15 protein-coding genes and 1 pseudogene are annotated in these 15,341 nt (G+C 68.1%); 12 read left to right on the forward strand and 4 right to left on the reverse strand.

The features are described 5' to 3' along the window. The first annotated feature begins 191 nt into the window (after nt 1–191). Genes ACMV5O_RS00525 through ACMV5O_RS00540 form a run of 4 tightly spaced genes read left to right on the forward strand, consistent with a single transcriptional unit; the run spans nt 192 to nt 5,461 of the window. The gene (locus ACMV5O_RS00525) at nt 192–1,538 is read left to right on the forward strand and encodes a UDP-glucose dehydrogenase family protein (RefSeq protein WP_416161631.1); all 1,347 of its coding nucleotides are present in this window, start codon (nt 192–194) and stop codon (nt 1,536–1,538) included. A 5-nt stretch (nt 1,539–1,543) separates the two neighbouring features. Then, nucleotides 1,544–2,827, forward strand: a complete 1,284-nt coding sequence (locus ACMV5O_RS00530) for an ABC transporter ATP-binding protein (protein WP_416161632.1) — start codon at nt 1,544–1,546, stop codon at nt 2,825–2,827. 16 nt (nt 2,828–2,843) lie between these two features. Beyond that, complete coding sequence (locus ACMV5O_RS00535) at nt 2,844–4,172, forward strand: glycosyltransferase family 4 protein (RefSeq protein WP_416161633.1); 1,329 nt, start codon at nt 2,844–2,846, stop codon at nt 4,170–4,172. Nucleotides 4,173–4,186: 14 nt separating this feature from the next. Continuing rightward, entirely contained in the window at nt 4,187–5,461 is a 1,275-nt protein-coding gene (locus ACMV5O_RS00540; protein WP_416161634.1) for a glycosyltransferase family protein, read from the forward strand. Here ACMV5O_RS00540 and ACMV5O_RS00545 read toward each other — a convergent pair. Further along, nucleotides 5,443–6,345, reverse strand: a complete 903-nt coding sequence (locus ACMV5O_RS00545; protein ID WP_416161635.1) for a hypothetical protein — start codon at nt 6,343–6,345, stop codon at nt 5,443–5,445. The two genes, ACMV5O_RS00540 and ACMV5O_RS00545, sit on opposite strands and share 19 nt — an antisense overlap. A 290-nt stretch (nt 6,346–6,635) precedes the next feature. On the opposite strand from ACMV5O_RS00545, the gene ACMV5O_RS00550 reads away from it, so the two are divergent. From ACMV5O_RS00550 to ACMV5O_RS00560, 3 genes are read left to right on the forward strand one after another with little or no spacing between them, the layout of a single operon-like run. After that, nucleotides 6,636–7,421 carry a polysaccharide deacetylase family protein gene (locus tag ACMV5O_RS00550; protein WP_416161636.1) on the forward strand — a complete coding sequence of 262 codons (786 nt, stop codon included), beginning with the start codon at nt 6,636–6,638 and terminating at the stop codon, nt 7,419–7,421. Nucleotides 7,422–7,425: 4 nt separating this feature from the next. Next, nucleotides 7,426–8,382, forward strand: a complete 957-nt coding sequence (locus ACMV5O_RS00555) for a glycosyltransferase family 2 protein (RefSeq protein WP_416161637.1) — start codon at nt 7,426–7,428, stop codon at nt 8,380–8,382. A gap of 4 nt (nt 8,383–8,386) precedes the next feature. Further along, nucleotides 8,387–9,322 carry a glycosyltransferase family 2 protein gene (locus ACMV5O_RS00560; RefSeq protein ID WP_416161638.1) on the forward strand — a complete coding sequence of 312 codons (936 nt, stop codon included), beginning with the start codon at nt 8,387–8,389 and terminating at the stop codon, nt 9,320–9,322. A gap of 135 nt (nt 9,323–9,457) precedes the next feature. On the opposite strand, the gene ACMV5O_RS00565 is transcribed toward ACMV5O_RS00560, so the two are convergent. Continuing rightward, on the reverse strand, nt 9,458–9,778 hold the full coding sequence (locus tag ACMV5O_RS00565; protein WP_416161639.1) for a hypothetical protein: 321 nt from the start codon (nt 9,776–9,778) through the stop codon (nt 9,458–9,460). After that, nucleotides 9,765–10,046 (reverse strand): hypothetical protein, encoded by a 282-nt coding sequence (locus ACMV5O_RS00570; RefSeq protein WP_416161640.1) that lies wholly within the window; start codon nt 10,044–10,046, stop codon nt 9,765–9,767. Before ACMV5O_RS00570 ends, ACMV5O_RS00565 begins: the two co-directional genes overlap by 14 nt. Nucleotides 10,047–10,236: 190 nt before the next feature. Here ACMV5O_RS00570 and ACMV5O_RS00575 point away from each other — a divergent pair. The 4 genes and pseudogenes from ACMV5O_RS00575 to ACMV5O_RS00590 form a co-directional block, all read left to right on the forward strand. Further along, nucleotides 10,237–10,344: pseudogene (locus ACMV5O_RS00575) on the forward strand (hypothetical protein); the annotation flags it as partial. 95 nt (nt 10,345–10,439) lie between these two features. Further along, nucleotides 10,440–10,709 (forward strand): ribbon-helix-helix domain-containing protein, encoded by a 270-nt coding sequence (locus ACMV5O_RS00580; protein WP_416161641.1) that lies wholly within the window; start codon nt 10,440–10,442, stop codon nt 10,707–10,709. Next, the gene (locus ACMV5O_RS00585; RefSeq protein WP_416161642.1) at nt 10,706–11,032 is read left to right on the forward strand and encodes a type II toxin-antitoxin system RelE/ParE family toxin; all 327 of its coding nucleotides are present in this window, start codon (nt 10,706–10,708) and stop codon (nt 11,030–11,032) included. The genes ACMV5O_RS00580 and ACMV5O_RS00585 overlap by 4 nt, the downstream gene beginning before the upstream one ends. Before the next feature lie 304 nt (nt 11,033–11,336). After that, nucleotides 11,337–11,564 carry a DUF433 domain-containing protein gene (locus tag ACMV5O_RS00590; RefSeq protein ID WP_324544323.1) on the forward strand — a complete coding sequence of 76 codons (228 nt, stop codon included), beginning with the start codon at nt 11,337–11,339 and terminating at the stop codon, nt 11,562–11,564. 107 nt (nt 11,565–11,671) lie between these two features. Here the strand turns inward: ACMV5O_RS00590 and ACMV5O_RS00595 are convergent, their stop codons facing one another. Continuing rightward, complete coding sequence (locus tag ACMV5O_RS00595) at nt 11,672–14,038, reverse strand: hypothetical protein (protein WP_416161643.1); 2,367 nt, start codon at nt 14,036–14,038, stop codon at nt 11,672–11,674. Nucleotides 14,039–14,141: 103 nt separating this feature from the next. On the opposite strand from ACMV5O_RS00595, the gene ACMV5O_RS00600 reads away from it, so the two are divergent. Then, nucleotides 14,142–15,314 carry a glycosyltransferase family 4 protein gene (locus tag ACMV5O_RS00600; protein WP_324544321.1) on the forward strand — a complete coding sequence of 391 codons (1,173 nt, stop codon included), beginning with the start codon at nt 14,142–14,144 and terminating at the stop codon, nt 15,312–15,314. Nucleotides 15,315–15,341: the final 27 nt, after the last annotated feature.

The following is a 15,341-nucleotide window of genomic DNA, read 5'->3' on the forward strand; positions in this document are numbered from 1 at the left end:
TCAACGAAGGTGTGACCTCCCCTTGCCACCGTGCCCAAGTACGCACACGCCTGTGACACCGCCAGCAAGGCCAAAGCAGACAACCGTGACGCCTGCCCGTTGAAGGCGTCATCTTTACCGGCTAGGCTTGCGGCGTCGCATCATTGCCCCATGCAGATGCCCGCTCAATCCTTTGCAAGCACGAGCCCCTCATGAAACTCACCATCTTCGGCACCGGCTACGTCGGTCTCGTCACCGGCGCCTGCCTGGCGGAAGTCGGCCACACCGTGGTCTGCATGGACGTCGACCAGGCCAAGATCGACAAGCTCAGGGCCGGCGTCATCCCCATCTGGGAGCCCGGCCTGCAGCCCATCGTCGAGCGCAACGTCGCCGAAGGCCGGCTGCGTTTCACCACCGATGTGGAAGAGGCGGTCAAGCACGCCGAGGTTCAGTTCATCGCGGTGGGCACCCCGCCCGACGAAGACGGCTCGGCCGACCTGCAGTACGTGCTCGCGGTCGCCGAGAGCATCGCCCGCCACATGCCGCGCTACCGCGTCATCGTCAACAAGTCCACCGTGCCGGTCGGCACCGCCGACAAAGTCCAGGCCAAGGTCGAGCAGATCCTCGCCGAGCGCGGCGAAGCGATCCCCTTCGATGTCGTCTCCAACCCCGAATTCCTCAAGGAAGGCGCAGCCGTCGGCGACTTCCTCAAGCCCGACCGCATCATCATCGGCACCCGCTCGGCCAAGGCGCAGGAGCGCATGCGCGAGCTCTACGAGCCCTTCAACCGCAACCACGACCGCACCCAGTTCATGGACGTGCGTAGCGCCGAACTCACCAAGTACGCCGCCAACGCGATGCTCGCCACCAAGATCAGCTTCATGAACGAGCTGGCCAACATGGCCGAGCTGCTGGGCGCCGACATCGAGGAGGTGCGCAAGGGCATCGGCGCCGACCCGCGCATCGGCTACCACTTCATCTACCCCGGCTGCGGCTATGGCGGATCGTGCTTTCCCAAGGACGTCCAGGCCCTGGGCCGTACCGCCGACCAGATCGGCTACGACGCCCCGCTGCTGAAGGCCGTCGAGGCGGTCAACAACCGCCAGAAGAGCACCCTCTTCGCCAAGCTCGCCCGCCACTTCGGCGGCGCCGAAGCCCTGCGCGGCAAGACCATCGCCGTCTGGGGCCTGGCCTTCAAGCCCAACACCGACGACATGCGCGAGGCCCCCAGCCGCACGCTGATCGAGGCCCTGTGGCAAGCGGGCGCCAAGGTGCAGGCTTTTGATCCGGTGGCGATGGACGAGACGCGGCGCATCTACGGCGAGCGTCCTGAGCTCGCCCTGTGCAGCAACAAGTACAGCGCGCTCGAGGGCGCCGATGCACTGGCCATCTGCACCGAGTGGCAGCAGTTCCGCGCGCCCGACTTCGACGAGATGGAGACCCTGCTGCGCGGCAAGGTCATCGTCGATGGCCGCAACCTCTACAACCCCGAACGCCTGCAAGGCGACGGCTGGCACTACTACGGTGTCGGCCGCGGCCTGCAGCCCCATGGAGCCTGAACCCATTGCCGCGGCCGGTCATCGAGCTTGATCACGTCTCGAAGGAATACCGCCTCGGGCAGGTCGCCAGCCTCAAGCAGACGGTCATGCGCGGGCTCGGCCGGCTGGTGGGGCGGCCCGCACCGGTGCGCCCGCCCTTTCGCGCCCTCGACGACGTGTCGTTCACGGTCGACGAAGGCGAGGTGCTCGGCATCATCGGCCACAACGGCGCGGGCAAGAGCACCTTGCTCAAGCTGCTGGCCAACATCACCCGGCCATCCCACGGTGCGGTGCGCGTGCGCGGCCGCGTCGCGCCCCTGATCGAGGTCGGCGCGGGCTTCGTCGGCGACCTCACCGGGCGCGAGAACGTCTATCTCAACGGCACCATCCTGGGCATGCCGCGCAAGCTCATCGACCGCAAGTTCGACGAGATCGTCGCCTTCGCCGAGATGGAGGCCTTCATCGACACGCCGGTCAAGCGCTACAGCTCGGGCATGCAGGTGAAGCTCGCCTTCTCGGTCGCCACCAGCCTCGAGAGCGACATCCTGATCATCGACGAGGTCCTCGCCGTCGGCGATCTCGCCTTTCAGCGCAAGTGCTTCGAGCGCGTCGAGAGCCAGATCAAGCACGAAGGCCGCACCGTGCTGATCGTGTCGCACAACATCCGCCAGGTCGAGCGCCTGTGCAAGCGCGTGCTGCTGCTCGACCACGGCCGGATACTGGCCGACGGCCCCGCGCCCGAGATCTGCAACCGCTTCTACGCCATCAACGACGAGAAGGTGCAGGCGCAAAGCAGCGAGGCCAAGCGCGTCGCCAGCACCGGCGATGTCGAGCTGATCGGCATCAGGCTCACCAACGACCAGGGCGAAGACGTCAGCACCGTCACCGAGGGCACCTCGCCGCGCTTCGTGCTCAGCCTGCGCGTGCATCGCCCGCTGCCCAGACCCTTGCTGGTCTTTGGCCTGCACACCATCGACTTCTTCTACGTGTGGACCACGGTCAGTCCGCCCGGCACCTTTCCCGACACGCTGCCGCCCGGTGACCACGAGGTGCAGATCGCGATCGAACGCTTTCCGTTCAACAACGGCACCTTCAGCGTGCGCGTCAGCATCGACATCGGCGACGTGCTGAAGAACATCTTCTACGCCGAGAGCCTGCTGCACTTCAGCGCCTACAGCCCCACGCTCAACCGCGCGCGCTCCGAGGCCGAGGGCATCATCGCCCTGCGCACGCAGTGGCAGACCGGCAGCACCCGCACGACGCGCCCGGGCAATCTGCGGGCCGCCGCGCACCCGGCACTGCCCACCTGAGGCGACCCACCTGACCATGCCCGCCTCGCCGCGCGCCGAACTCAACGTCATCGGCTACGTCTCGTCGGCCACCGGCCTGGGCGTGTCGGTGCGCAACCTCATCCGCGCCCTGCTCGGGCGCGGCATCGACGTGCGCGCCCTCGATCTCGACCTCGGTGGCGGCCGCGGGGGCGCCGACAAGCGCTTCGCCCACCTCTGCGTGGCACGGCCGCAGGACCTGCCGCAGCGCCACAACTTCTTCGTCATGCCGGCGCACGCGATCGCCGCCCATGCCGACGAGCTCCAGGCCCTGATGCTGCGCGACGGCTGCCTCAACGCCGCGTTCCCGGTGTGGGAGCTGCCGCAGATCCCCGAGGCCGACCGGCTCGTGCTGCAGACCCTGGATGTGGCCGTATCGAGCTCGGACTTCATCCGCTACGCCTTCGATTTTGGCGTCCCGGGCTTGCGCACCGTGCGCGGCATGCAGCCGCTGGCGCCGCCCCCGGGCACCGCCGACCGCCAGCGCTTCGGCCTGCCCGCGCAGGGCGTGATCTTCGTCTTCGCCTTCGAACCCCTGAGCTGCCTCGCGCGCAAGAACCCGTACGCGGTCATCGACGCCTTCATCCAGGGGGTCGGCGAGCACGCCGATGCCCACCTGCTGATCAAGCTCAACAACCCGCGCTGGAACGGCAAGGAGCTGCCCGCCGTCGCCCAGCTGCGCGAACGCGTCGCCGCGCACCCACGCATCCGGATCATCGCCGAGACCATGGACTACGCCGACGTGATGGCGCTGTTCGCGAGCTGCGACGTCTTCGTCTCCCTGCATCGCGCCGAAGGCTTCGGCCTCGGCCTGCTCGAAGCCATGCTGCTCGGCAAGCCGGTCATCGCCACCGCGTGGTCGGGCAACATGTCCTTCATGAGCGAACGCTCTGCCTGCCTGGTCGGCCACCGCCTCATCCCCACGCAGGGCACGGTGATCCAGTACCGCCCCCCCTACATTCCCAGCACGACGGTGTGGGCCGAGCCCTCGGTCGACGAAGCGGCGGCCTGGATGCAGCGCCTGCTGCACGACCCGGCCCTGCGCCAGCGCAAGGGCAAGGCCGCGCAGCACGCCGCGCAGGCCTACTGCGCCGAGGCCGAGCAGTGCGCCTTCATCGACGACATCGCCGCACTGGCCGAGCACATCGACCCGGCGGCCATGGCCGCGCGCCACGCGCAACTGCCCCTGCGCCTGGCACGCATCCAGGCGCTGCTCAACCCCGTGTCGCCCGCCGAGCGTGCGCGCCGCGCCTGGCGCAGGCTGCGCGCCCCGCTCGACCGCCACCTGCTGTGGCGCTTCAAGCCCCAGCCCCCCCAGCAGCGCTGAGTACCGGCCCCGCCATGCACCGCCCGCCCGCGCCCGACACCACACGCCGCCTGCATTGCGCCGTCTTCTCGGCCGAGCCGCCCGACCATGCCTGCGCCCTGCTGCGCGTGCGCCAGCCCCTGCAGCGGCTTGCCGCCCAACTGAGCCACGAATGGCACGCGAGCACGACGGACGGTGCCGCCGGGGACGCCGCGGTGGACGCCACACTCGCGCGCGCCGACCTCGTCATCGTGCAGCGCTTCTTTGCCTGCCGCGCCAAGCGCGCGACGCTCGACCGCATCCTGCGTGCCGGCAAGCCGGTGCTCTACGAAACCGACGACCTGCTCGACGCGCTGCCGCCCGAGCACTACCTCGGCGCCTTCTCACGCGACAACCGCGACATCCTCATCGAGTTCGTGCGCCGCTGCGACGCCGTCAGCGTCAGCACCGCCCCGCTCGCCGCGGCCTATCGCGCCTACCACCCCACTGTGCACGTCGTCCCCAACCACCTCGACTCTGAACACTGGTTCGGCGACAGGCTGCAGCGCGCGCCGGCACGCCCCGACGGCGCCCCCTGCGTCATCGGCTTCTTCGGCACCGGCACCCACCAGGCCGACCTCGCCCTGGTCGAGCCCGCCCTCGCCCGCCTCGCCGCCCGCCATGGGGCCAAGCTCGCCTTCCGCTTTCTCGGCTGCATCACCCCGGCGCTGGCCGCCCTGCCCCACAGCAGCCTGGCCGAAGGCTGGCACAGCTATGACGGTTTTCCCGCCCGGCTCGCCGGCGAACACATCGACATCGGCATCGCGCCGCTGGTCGACAACGATCTCAACCGCTGCAAGAGCGACCTCAAGTGGCTCGAATACGCCGCGTGCGGCATCGCCGGCGTGTTCTCCGCCGTCGCCCCCTACGCCCGCAGCGTGCGCGACGGCCTCACCGGCCTCGTCGTCGAGAACACCGCCGACGCCTGGTTCGACGCCCTCGACCGCCTCGTGCAGGACGCCGCCCTGCGCCAACGCCTCGCCGCCGCCGCCCACGCCGAAGTACGCGCCACGCGCACGCTCGACAGCGGGGCCGAGCGCTTCCTGCACGCTTACCGCAGCACCGCAGCCGCCCACCCCGCCGCCGACCGCGCCGACCGCGCCGACCGCGTGTGGGACATGGTGATGCGTTACGAGGACCGCCTCGCCGCCCAGCACGCCCGCCTTGCGCGCCTGGAGTCCGAGCTCGCCTGGGTCGACAACAGCCCACCGCGCCGCCTGCTCAAGCGCCTGCGCGCCCTGCTCGGCCGGCCTCAGTCGCGCCCCAGGTAGCGCCGGTTGAAGGCCCACCACCAGGGCTTGAGCACCTCGTCGCGCAGTTCGTCGCGCAAGCGCAGGGCGCGGCGCCAGGGCGACAGCGGATAGTCGCGGAACACCGGATGAAAGATGCGCCGTCCCCACGGCCATGCCAGATGCGCACACACGCTGCGCAGCGGCACATCCTGCGCCTCGGAGTTCAGCGCCCGGGCGAGCAAGGGCGCATCACGGGTGGCAGGATCGTCGCCCCACCACGGCGCATAGGGGTGATCGGTGCAGAACGGGATGCCGAAGATCTGCGCATAGATCGGCATCTTGTACTCGAGAAAGCCGAGCTCGGGCTGCGGGATGTCCACATAGCGCGCCAGAAAGGCGCGCGGCAGGCAGACCACGATGAACTCGCCGCACAGCGGCTCGCCGGCAAAGCCCTGCGTCTCGCGCACGAAGTGCAGGAAACGCAAGTATTCCTCGCGCTCGGCCGAACCTTCGCGCACATACCACCACCAGGGGTCCACCTCGCGCACCGGGCGCAGGCCCGAGAACAGCATCTCCCCCGCACGCAGCCTGCCAAACAGGGCGTCGAGGCGGCCGAACACCAGCATGTCCCACTGCGCCACGAAGAGGCTGTCCCACTCGAGCGACACACCGCGTTCGCGATACCAGTGCGCAATCATCTGGTCGCCGTGATACCACTTCCAGTGCGCGTCGCGCTGGGCGTCGAACACGTAGAAGTCGTCGAGGTAGCGGCCGAGGCGCTGGCGGAAGAGCCCGGCTTGTGCCGGCTCACCGCCGAACAGGCCGTAGACCCGCGCCTCGGCATTCTCGCGCCGCAGCACGGTGAGCCGGTTCTCGCAAAGATCCGGGTCCTTGTAGAACCAGAAAAGGACGGCAAGCTTCACTGAAGATCCACCAATTTGATGCACAAGCGGTCGTACGCCACACCCGGCCCGCAACGGCGCCGCCCAAGCGGCGAGGGCCGCGGTAAAGTAGCACGCCGTCGCGAAACGATTCGTGACAAAGTGAGCTTCATGGACGCTTGATTCACCCTCCGCAACGTGGTGTGCAGTCGGCCCCGCCTCGCGCCCACCGTGCGCCCTGTTCGTCGCTTCCTGCACGCTTCTCCTTTTCTTCCGCGCCCGCTCTGCACCGTTTTCCCGATCCATCCTTGCCCGCCATCGGCCCGCCCCGCATGCGCCTCGACCCCCTCACCGCCGCCCTCCACCGTCGCACCGGCGAGCACGGACCGGTGATGCTGATGTACCACTCGGTGCGGCCCGGCAAGGGCACGCCGGACTGGACCTGGGCGGTTTCCCGCGGCAGCCTCGAAGCCCAGCTCGACTTCCTCGACGCCGAAGGTTACGCCACCCCCACCCTGGCCGAACTGCTGGACCGCCCCGCCACCGGCCGCAGCGTCGTCATCACCTTCGACGACGGCTATGCCGACAACCTCGCCGCCTGCGAAGCGCTTGCGCGCCGCGGCATGCGGGCCACCTGGTTCATCGTCACCGGATCGATCGGCCGCCCGCCCGCCTGGCCTGCGGACGGCCGCCCCGCCGGGCGCCTGCTCGATGCCGACGAGCTGCGGCAGATGCGCGCCGCCGGCATGGAGATCGCCTCGCACGGCGTCACCCATGCCCGCCTGCCGACGCTCGACGACGAGCGGCTCGAACACGAGCTTGCAGACTCGAAGGCCGCCCTCGAATCCCTGCTCGGCAACCCCGTCTCCAGCTTTGCCTACCCCTATGGCGAATGGGACGCGCGCTGCGCACGCGCCGTGCGCCAGGCCGGCTACCGCGCGGCCTGCACCACGCGCAGCGGCTGGGCGATGCGCGACGGCGACCCGTTCGCCCTGCGCCGGCTCACCGTGACCAACCTCGACACCGTCGCCAGTCTCGCGCGCAAGCTGTGCTTCGGCAGCCACGATGTCGGCTGGGCCGACGTGGCGCGCTACGCCTGGCAGCGGCTGCGGGCCTGAGCCGATGCCCAGCCTCGCGCCGCCGCCGTCCGTATCCATCGTCATGCCCTGCTTCAATGCCGGGCAGCATCTGCCGCGCAGCCTCGCCAGCGTGCTCGCCCAGAGCCTGGCGGACTGGGAGCTGATCGTCGTCGACGACGGCTCGACCGACGGCTCCACCCACTGGCTGGCGCAGCAAACCGAGCCGCGCCTGCGCGTGCTGCAGCGACCGCATCAGGGTGCCAGCGCCGCACGCAACATCGGCATCGAGCACGCCCGTGGCGAGTACATCGCCTTTCTCGACGCCGACGACACCTGGGCGCCCGACTTTCTGCAGCGGCTCCGCGCCGCCCTGCTCGACCGCCCCGCCGCCGTGCTCGCCTACTGCGGCTGGCAGAAGTTCGGCGTGCCCGCCGCCGAGGCCAAGCCCTTTGTCCCGCCGGACTACGAGACGCCCGACAAGCGCAAGCTGCTGTTCGCCGCCTGCCGCTGGCCGATCCATGCTGCGCTCGCACGTCGCGCGCCCTTGCTGCAATGCGGCGGCTTCCCCGCCCAGCTGCAAAATGCCGAGGACTACGCCCTGTGGCTCGAGCTCGCCACCCGCGGCCCGATCGTGCGCGTACCCGAAGTGCTCGCCCACTACCACTTCCACGGCAGCGGGCAGGCCAGCGCCCAGCGCGCGCGCGCGGCCCTGCAGTTGCTGGACGCCCAGCACGCCTACCTCGCCCGGCACCCGGACTTCGCCCGCAGCCTTGGCCCCGACCGCCGCCGCATCCCCTGCCAGGGCCTGCTGCGCGCCGGCTTCGAGGCCTACTGGGCGCGCGACCTGCCCGCCGCCCGCACCCTCTTCCGCCGCGCCTTGCGGGCCGGCTACGGCCGCCCCGCCCAGTGGCGCTACATGCTGCCCGCCCTGCTTCCGCTCAGGCTGCATGCGGCGCTGCTGGCGCTGCGCGCGCGCAGCAGCGAAACCCGCCCCGATTGAGTCCATGACCACGCTCGTCGTCGCCTTCTGCACCCACAACCGCGCCCACCGCCTGCCGGGCCTGGTCGCGGCCTTGCGCGCGCAAGCCTGCTCACGCGCCTTCGACATCCTCGCCATCGACAACCACAGCACGGACGACTCCGCGGCCGTGCTGCGCGAGCTGGCCGCCGCGCCCGGCGCGCCGCTGCGCATCGTGCACGAAGCCCGCGTCGGCATCGTCCCGGCGCGCAACCGCGCCATCGCCGAAGCCCTGCACTACGACGCCATGCAGTTCATCGACGACGACGAACTGCCGCAGCCCGGCCTGCTCGAAGCGGCCCAGCACGCCATCTTCGAGGAAGGCGCAGATTGCGCCGGCGGCCGTGTCGAGGTGGACTTTTCGCAGCACCCGCGTCCTGACTGGCTGTCCGACGAGCTGCTCGGTTTTCTGGCTGCGCTCGATTACGGCGATGCGCCGTTCTGGATTACCCACGCCACCACGCCGGTGTGGACCAGTAACGTCGCCTACGCCATGCGCATCTTCCGCGACGACCCCGGCCTGCGCTTCGATCCGCGCTTCAACCGCGTCGGCCACGACGTCGGCGGCGGCGAGGATGGCGCCATGTTCCAGACCCTGCTGGCGCGCGGCGCCCGCATCCGCTATCGGCCCGACATGGCCGTGTCCCACCTGGTCGACGCCGACAGGCTTCGGCGCCGCTACTTCCTGCGCCTGCACTACCGTGCCGGCGTGCGCCACGCGCTCTACCAGATGCCGGCCTTCCCCCGCACCGTGGGCGGCGTGCCGCCCTTCCTGCTGCAGCAGTGGCTGTCGAAGACGCTCAAGCTCATTGTCCGGCAGATGTCAGGGGAGCGCGGCCTGCTGCGCGAGGCCATGAATACCGCGCATGCGCTCGGCTGCATCGTCGGCTATGCAAGGCGGCGGCCGCCCGCAAGGCATTGACGGCCATGCGCACGTCACGCCCGAGCAACTCGAAACCTGGCCTACTGCAGCCTCGAAAGCGAACAGACGTATCGAAGCCGGCGAGCAGATCATCGAACTCGGTGATGCGCAAATTTCAATCGCCGTGATCTTCGCTCACTTCTTCCCATAGGTTGCGTCGTGATCGGGTGCGATGGTGAGCAAGCGAATGAAATCCGTATCACGATACGCGGTAGCCCGGCGCGCCTGGGTGATGCGCAGGGAGTAAATCGCATCGATGCCCTCGGGTGGCTTTACGCTCGTGATCTTCTCCCACTTGAGCCCCTGATCGCGGTAAAGCTGGCTCCAGGTCAATTGCCGGATCTTGTTGAGCGTATCGAGCGCCGCATGGCGCTCTGGCTTTTGCAGCGTGAGCAGGTTGTCCTGAAAGACGGGGTTGTTCAGGTCGAGCCTGACCTTCGGGTCACTGGTCGCCATGCTCGAGGCGCTTCAGCGTGTTGTCGGCATCGGCATCCGACGCAGCATGGGTGACGGCCCAATCCATGGCTGCTTGCAGGTCCGCCGCCGCCTTGGGTTCGTGGAGCCAGCGCTCGTTGTCAGGGATCACCGTCGCGGTGCGCACAATCCAGACACCGGGCTCGCGCTCTTCCACCAGCACCTGGCGACCAGCGTATTGCTTGCCCAGAGAGATCTGACCGTTGGCGCCGACGACCTTGACCATAGGAGAGTGTGTAGCGATAGCCATGAATATGCTCCGTTTTGGTTCTGCACTATAGTCTGCTTTTCGTGCCGCACCAAAGCTCATCGAAATGAGCCCTCTCCCCCAACCGTGACGCCTGCCTGTTGAAGGCGTCATCTCTACCGGCTAGGCTTGCGGCATCGCATCATCGCCCCGTGCAGATGCGCTCTCAATCCACTGCAAGCGTGAGCGCCCCATGAAACTCACCCTCTTCGGCACCGGCTACGTCGGCCTCGTCACCGGCGCCTTCCTGGCAGAAGTCGGCCACACCGTGGTCTGCATGGATGTCGACCAGGGAAAAATTGGGGTCTGACCCCATTTATGCCATTTATGCCCCGCCATGTTCAAGGCGCTCCAGCAAGAGTAGGATTAAATCCCACCTTCACCAAAGAGGTCGCCATGCGCACCACGCAACAAATGAGCATCACCCTCCCCAAGGAGATGGCTGACGCCGTGAAGGCCAAGGTACGCACCGGTGAATATGCCAGTGAAAGCGAAGTAATCCGGGACGGCCTTCGAGCACTGATCGCGCGTGATCGCGCCGTCGAGGGCTGGTTGCAAGCCCAGGTTGGTCCGGCCTACGACGCCCTGAAGGACGATCCCAAGCGTGCGGTCACCGCCGACCAGATCCGTGCCCGCCTGAAAGCCGAACACACCAAGGCGCGATGAGCTACAGCATTGTCTTCAGCCCCGAAGCGCAGGAGCAATTGGTCGAACTGTATCGCTACATCGCCAGGGCAGCCTCCCCGGAGACGGCTGCGCGTTACACCGACGCGATCGTGAGCTACTGCGAAAGCCTTCGCACCTTTCCACATCGCGGAACCATGCGCGACGATGTACGCCCTGGCCTGCGCGTCACGAACTACAAGAAACGGACAGTGATCGCCTTCGATGTGAGCGACAGAACCGTTTCAGTCATCGGCATCTTCTACGGCGGACAAGACTACGAAACGACGCTGAAGGACGATCTCGAGGACCGCTCCAGTCACTGACATGAAGATCAATGCCGGCGCCTTCGGCCCCGACGAGCGACGTATTCGGCACAGCCGCCAACAGAAAGTGCCGAAAGTTGAGAAGAATTGGGGTCTGACCCCAATGGCACTACCTTAAGGAAGAATTGGGGGCTGACCCCAGTTGAGAGCGCGCCTCGATACTCAAAGACGGGTGGCATCCATGGGAACAAAACGGGGCTACCATTGAGCCACGCGAGTGCAGTACTCGGGCACATTACAGGCATTGCGCCAGCCGACCTGGAGACGGGTCCCAAAGCTGCAACCCGGCAAGGACCAAAGCACCATGAACACCGATCTCGACCAGCGCATCACCTTCAATCCACGTCAGTGCGGCGGGCAGGCGTGTATTCGAGGGCTTCGGATCCGGGTGACGGACATCCTCGAAATGCTTGCCCAAGGCGTTGACCACGCCGAGATCCTGGCGGACTTCCCTGACCTCGAAGCCGCAGACATCCTGGCCTGCCTGCATTTCGCCGCCAAGCGCGCGAGCATCGCGCGACTCGCCGCATGATCTTCTGGTTGGACGCGCAATCAAGAATGAATGGGGTCAGACCCCAACGACACCACCAACTACACCAACCATGCAGCACGAGCGCACAGCACGCTAGCTCGCCGACTTCATCGAGACCGGGCTCTGTCCCCACCGATCACGAACGCCGGCTCCGGCCCCGCCAGCGTCGCGTTGACCATGCTTGCGCGCGGGCTGGAGACCTCCAGTTCGAAGGCATGCCAACCTGTGGCCAGGGGTAGCGCAAAGCGCGTGGTCTGGTGGCCGCCGGCACCCGCGGCCACATGCAGCGGCACGAAGGCCTGATCACCGACGCGCAAGGCCACCGTGCCGCGCGTATCCACGTCCAGCTCGTACAAGCCGTCGGCCTTGACCTCGAAGGCGCCGGCAAACAGCAAGCGCGCCGCCTTACCCACGTTCATTTCGCGTGGCAGGCGCTTCCCCAGCCCCTCCACGCGCGTCTCCTGCGCCGGCTGCCCAACGTGCTCCACGCGGAGCGTCAGGCCGGCCGTCTCGGCAACGACCGCCGCTTCACCGGCAGCCGAAGTGCCGCTCACGGACGCAGGCAGCAAAGGCGGCAGCGTCACCATCACCGGCAGCGCCGCGCTGCGGGCCTCGGGTCCAGCCGGCCACTCCGCCACTGCGCGCAAGCTCACCTCCCCCAGCCCCAGCCTTGCAGCCGGCACCGACGCCTGCCAGCGCCCATCCCGCACCGGCGCCTCGGCCAGCAGTCGCCCCAGATGCTCGATCCGCACCCAGCTCGCACCAGCCGCCTCGCCGGCAAGCCTCAGCGCGTCATCCCAGGCGACCGACGCCGGCGGCGCGATCACCGAAACGCGGCGGCCGGCGTTATCCACCCACAGCACCTGTCGCACATAGGAGCGCGTCTCGATCGCGCCCGCCTCCACCGCCACCACTCGCAGCTCATGGGCGCCGTCGGCCAGCGTCCGCGTATCCAGCAACAGCCCTTCATCCGGCGCCGCGTTGCCAAGGGGCAGCCCGTTCACCCACCACTCCAGGCGCTCGATCGGCCGTCCAGGCGCCTCGCGCACCCGCGCCTGTAAGCGCAGCACGCCGGCTACTGCGCCCTCGGGCTGCCCAGCAGCCTCCAGTCCCGGCAGCGACACCTGCGCAAACTGCGCAAACGGCCGCGCCAGCGGGTCGCCCACCACCAGCAACTGATAGGGCGACAACACGCTCAGGTAGAAGGCCTCGGCCAGCGACACACCGTCCGCGTAATGCACATGCAGCTGCGGCAGCGGAAACTTCTCGACCAGGGCATAGGGTTCGCGCACCGCCCCGCTCGACCCCGCCGCGCCGTGGCGCAGAAACTCGCTCAGCTTGGTTTGCGGAAAATGGCCAAAATGCCCGCCGTAGCTGGTCAGCGACTCGGCGATCGCGCCGGGCAGGAAAACACTCATCGAACTCGCCCAGTCAAAATCCCGCGTTCCTGCCACCAATCCGATCACATCGTCCTTGCCGCGCGGCTCTCTCCCATTCTGCCCACGCTGCCCGCCCGGCAGCAGCTCGGCCCGACGCCCGCGCGCCTCAAGTGCCGCGATTGTGGACGCAAACAGGTGCTGGCGCGTACGGCTGCGGATGTCGGTGTTCTGCATCAGATACACCGTACCCGCCGGCTGCAGGCCATCGCTTGCCGCCGCCCGCGTCAGATAGCGCTCGATCTCGGGCACGCTGTTGCCGCGCAGGCTGGTGTAACCCAGCATCACCGCCAAACGGTAGCGATCGGAGTCGTCCATCCCCGCCGGCCCGGGTCCGCGCCCCCAGCGATAGCGGGCACGAAATCCCCGTGCCCCCTCCAGCCGCAGGTCCGGCACCGGCGTCACCACCGCATCGTGCTCTCCGCCGGCCCGGCTCGACAGCTGGCCAGGCGGCATACCCACCGGGCGGCGCGCATAGTGGTTGGCGTACGGCGCCAGATAATCCACCTGGCCCGCCTCCACCTTGCGCGCAAAGAAGCTCATCCCGGTCAGCGAGCCGCCCTCGCCGCGCAACTTGTCCCTCTTCAGCCCGTGCGCAGCCTCGTCCGCGCGAAAATCCACCGCATACGGAAAGCCCGCCGAGTACGCGAGCAGGTCGATCTCATGCGCCAGCCCGGTCGCCGCCAAATGTTCACGAACAGGCGCCAGCACCTGACGGCGAAACGCCTCGACCGCAATCGTGTCCCCTGCAGGCAAACCCTCGAGCCACACCACATGGTGCTCGGGAATGTCGCGCAGGCGGATCCAGGTATTGGCAACCTGCAGCGACGCCGGCGAGTCCGCATTGACCACCAGCAAGGTCGTCTCAGGGCCGCCGCCTGCGTTCGCCGCCGGCACCGATAGCCCCACAAGCAAGCCGATCACCCACCGCCCGCCTCGGCACCACACCGTCACTGCGCCCTCCAGCAAGACCATCTGATGTCCGACGCCAATCAGGCATCGCCTGCAGCACACCTTAGGTGCGATCATGCCGAGCATCAAGCACGCCCTCAGGGGCAAGGAAGGCCGCCAGACAGTCGTGTCCTTTCCAGATGCATACTCCGCCCCCGGCACCCCATCGCTACGAAAGCTCCAGCCCGCAATGAAACTGCTACACCTCGTCGGCGGCTACCCGATCGGCACTCATCCCTTCGTCCTGTGGCAGGTGAACGGAACACTCGAGCTCGGCCATTCGGTCGCGGTGCTGGCGGCAAACGAGGGCAACACGGCCGGGCGAGCGCTGGCCCGCGAGCTGCAACTACCGGATGGCATCTGCACCTACGCTGACGCCCGCAAGTATCCGCTGCTCACCCTCAACCCGCGTCGCTTCCTGCCCAGCGTGTCGCGCGCCGCCAACCGGGCGCGCTATGGCCGGCTGCTCGCCGAGCAGCGCAAGAGTTTCTTCAGCGACCTGCTCACCCGGCCCGACTTGCGCGACATCGACGTCGTCCAGTCACATTTCGCCAGTTGGGCGATTGATGTCGGCCTGCCGCTGGCCCGGCTACTGCAAAAGCCTTGCGTCGTCACCGCGCACACGGCGATCGACGAGACCCCGACCGACTGGCTCCATCACCTGCAGGACGAGGCCGATGCGATCGTCCTCGTCAGCGACGGCGACCTGCGCGCCTTCGCCGACCGAACAGGGCGCAGCGACAAGCTGCATCGGGTCTGGAACGGCGTCCCGCTGCCAGCGTGCCCGCCGGACCGCCATCGCACGACGCGCCGGGGCCGCCTGCGCCTGGTCAGCGCGGGCCGCCTCGACCCCGCCAAGCGCATGCTCGATGTCGTCGATGCCGTCGCCCTGCTGGCGAGCAACGGCATCGACTGCGAACTCAGCATCTTTGGCGAGGGCGCCGAGCGTGATGCACTCGAAGCGCGTATCCGCAACACCGGCATGATCGAGCGCATCCGGCTCGAGGGCTCGGTGCCCCATGCCCAGCTCATGACCGAACTTTCTGCGGCCGACCTCTTCCTGCATGCCTCTGCGGTGGAATCCTTTGGCATGGTGATGGTAGAAGCCATGTCGGCAGGCCTTCCGGTCGTCGCTGCCGCCTCGACCGGGGCACGCGAGATCGTGACGAATGGCGAAACCGGCCTGCTGTTCGAAGTCGGCGACGTGACAGGCTTGGTGGCAGGCGTACGCCTTCTGGCCCATGATTCGACACGGCGCATGACGATGGGCGATGCCGCCCGGCAGTCCGTGGCAGAGCGGTTTTCGCTCGAAGCCCATCTGCGCGCCATGAATTCGCTGTGGCAAGCGCTCGCAGCCCGTTGACCCACCGCCTCAGACCGCATACCCCCG

Origin of the sequence: Thauera sp. WH-1, from assembly GCF_047806685.1 — a bacterium.
GTDB lineage: Bacteria > Pseudomonadota > Gammaproteobacteria > Burkholderiales > Rhodocyclaceae > Thauera.

Excerpts from the sequence above, each read along its gene's own strand:
- ACMV5O_RS00570 (WP_416161640.1), bottom strand. The coding sequence starts at position 10,046 with ATGGCTATCGCTACACACTCTCCTATGGTCAAGGTCGTCGGCGCCAAC.
- ACMV5O_RS00540 (WP_416161634.1), top strand. The coding sequence starts at position 4,187 with ATGCACCGCCCGCCCGCGCCCGACACCACACGCCGCCTGCATTGCGCC.
- ACMV5O_RS00535 (WP_416161633.1), top strand. The coding sequence starts at position 2,844 with ATGCCCGCCTCGCCGCGCGCCGAACTCAACGTCATCGGCTACGTCTCG.
- ACMV5O_RS00595 (WP_416161643.1), bottom strand. The coding sequence starts at position 14,038 with ATGCTCGGCATGATCGCACCTAAGGTGTGCTGCAGGCGATGCCTGATT.
- ACMV5O_RS00590 (WP_324544323.1), top strand. The coding sequence starts at position 11,337 with ATGAACACCGATCTCGACCAGCGCATCACCTTCAATCCACGTCAGTGC.
- ACMV5O_RS00580 (WP_416161641.1), top strand. The coding sequence starts at position 10,440 with ATGCGCACCACGCAACAAATGAGCATCACCCTCCCCAAGGAGATGGCT.
- ACMV5O_RS00600 (WP_324544321.1), top strand. The coding sequence starts at position 14,142 with ATGAAACTGCTACACCTCGTCGGCGGCTACCCGATCGGCACTCATCCC.
- ACMV5O_RS00555 (WP_416161637.1), top strand. The coding sequence starts at position 7,426 with ATGCCCAGCCTCGCGCCGCCGCCGTCCGTATCCATCGTCATGCCCTGC.
- ACMV5O_RS00560 (WP_416161638.1), top strand. The coding sequence starts at position 8,387 with ATGACCACGCTCGTCGTCGCCTTCTGCACCCACAACCGCGCCCACCGC.
- ACMV5O_RS00565 (WP_416161639.1), bottom strand. The coding sequence starts at position 9,778 with ATGGCGACCAGTGACCCGAAGGTCAGGCTCGACCTGAACAACCCCGTC.
- ACMV5O_RS00550 (WP_416161636.1), top strand. The coding sequence starts at position 6,636 with ATGCGCCTCGACCCCCTCACCGCCGCCCTCCACCGTCGCACCGGCGAG.
- ACMV5O_RS00525 (WP_416161631.1), top strand. The coding sequence starts at position 192 with ATGAAACTCACCATCTTCGGCACCGGCTACGTCGGTCTCGTCACCGGC.
- ACMV5O_RS00585 (WP_416161642.1), top strand. The coding sequence starts at position 10,706 with ATGAGCTACAGCATTGTCTTCAGCCCCGAAGCGCAGGAGCAATTGGTC.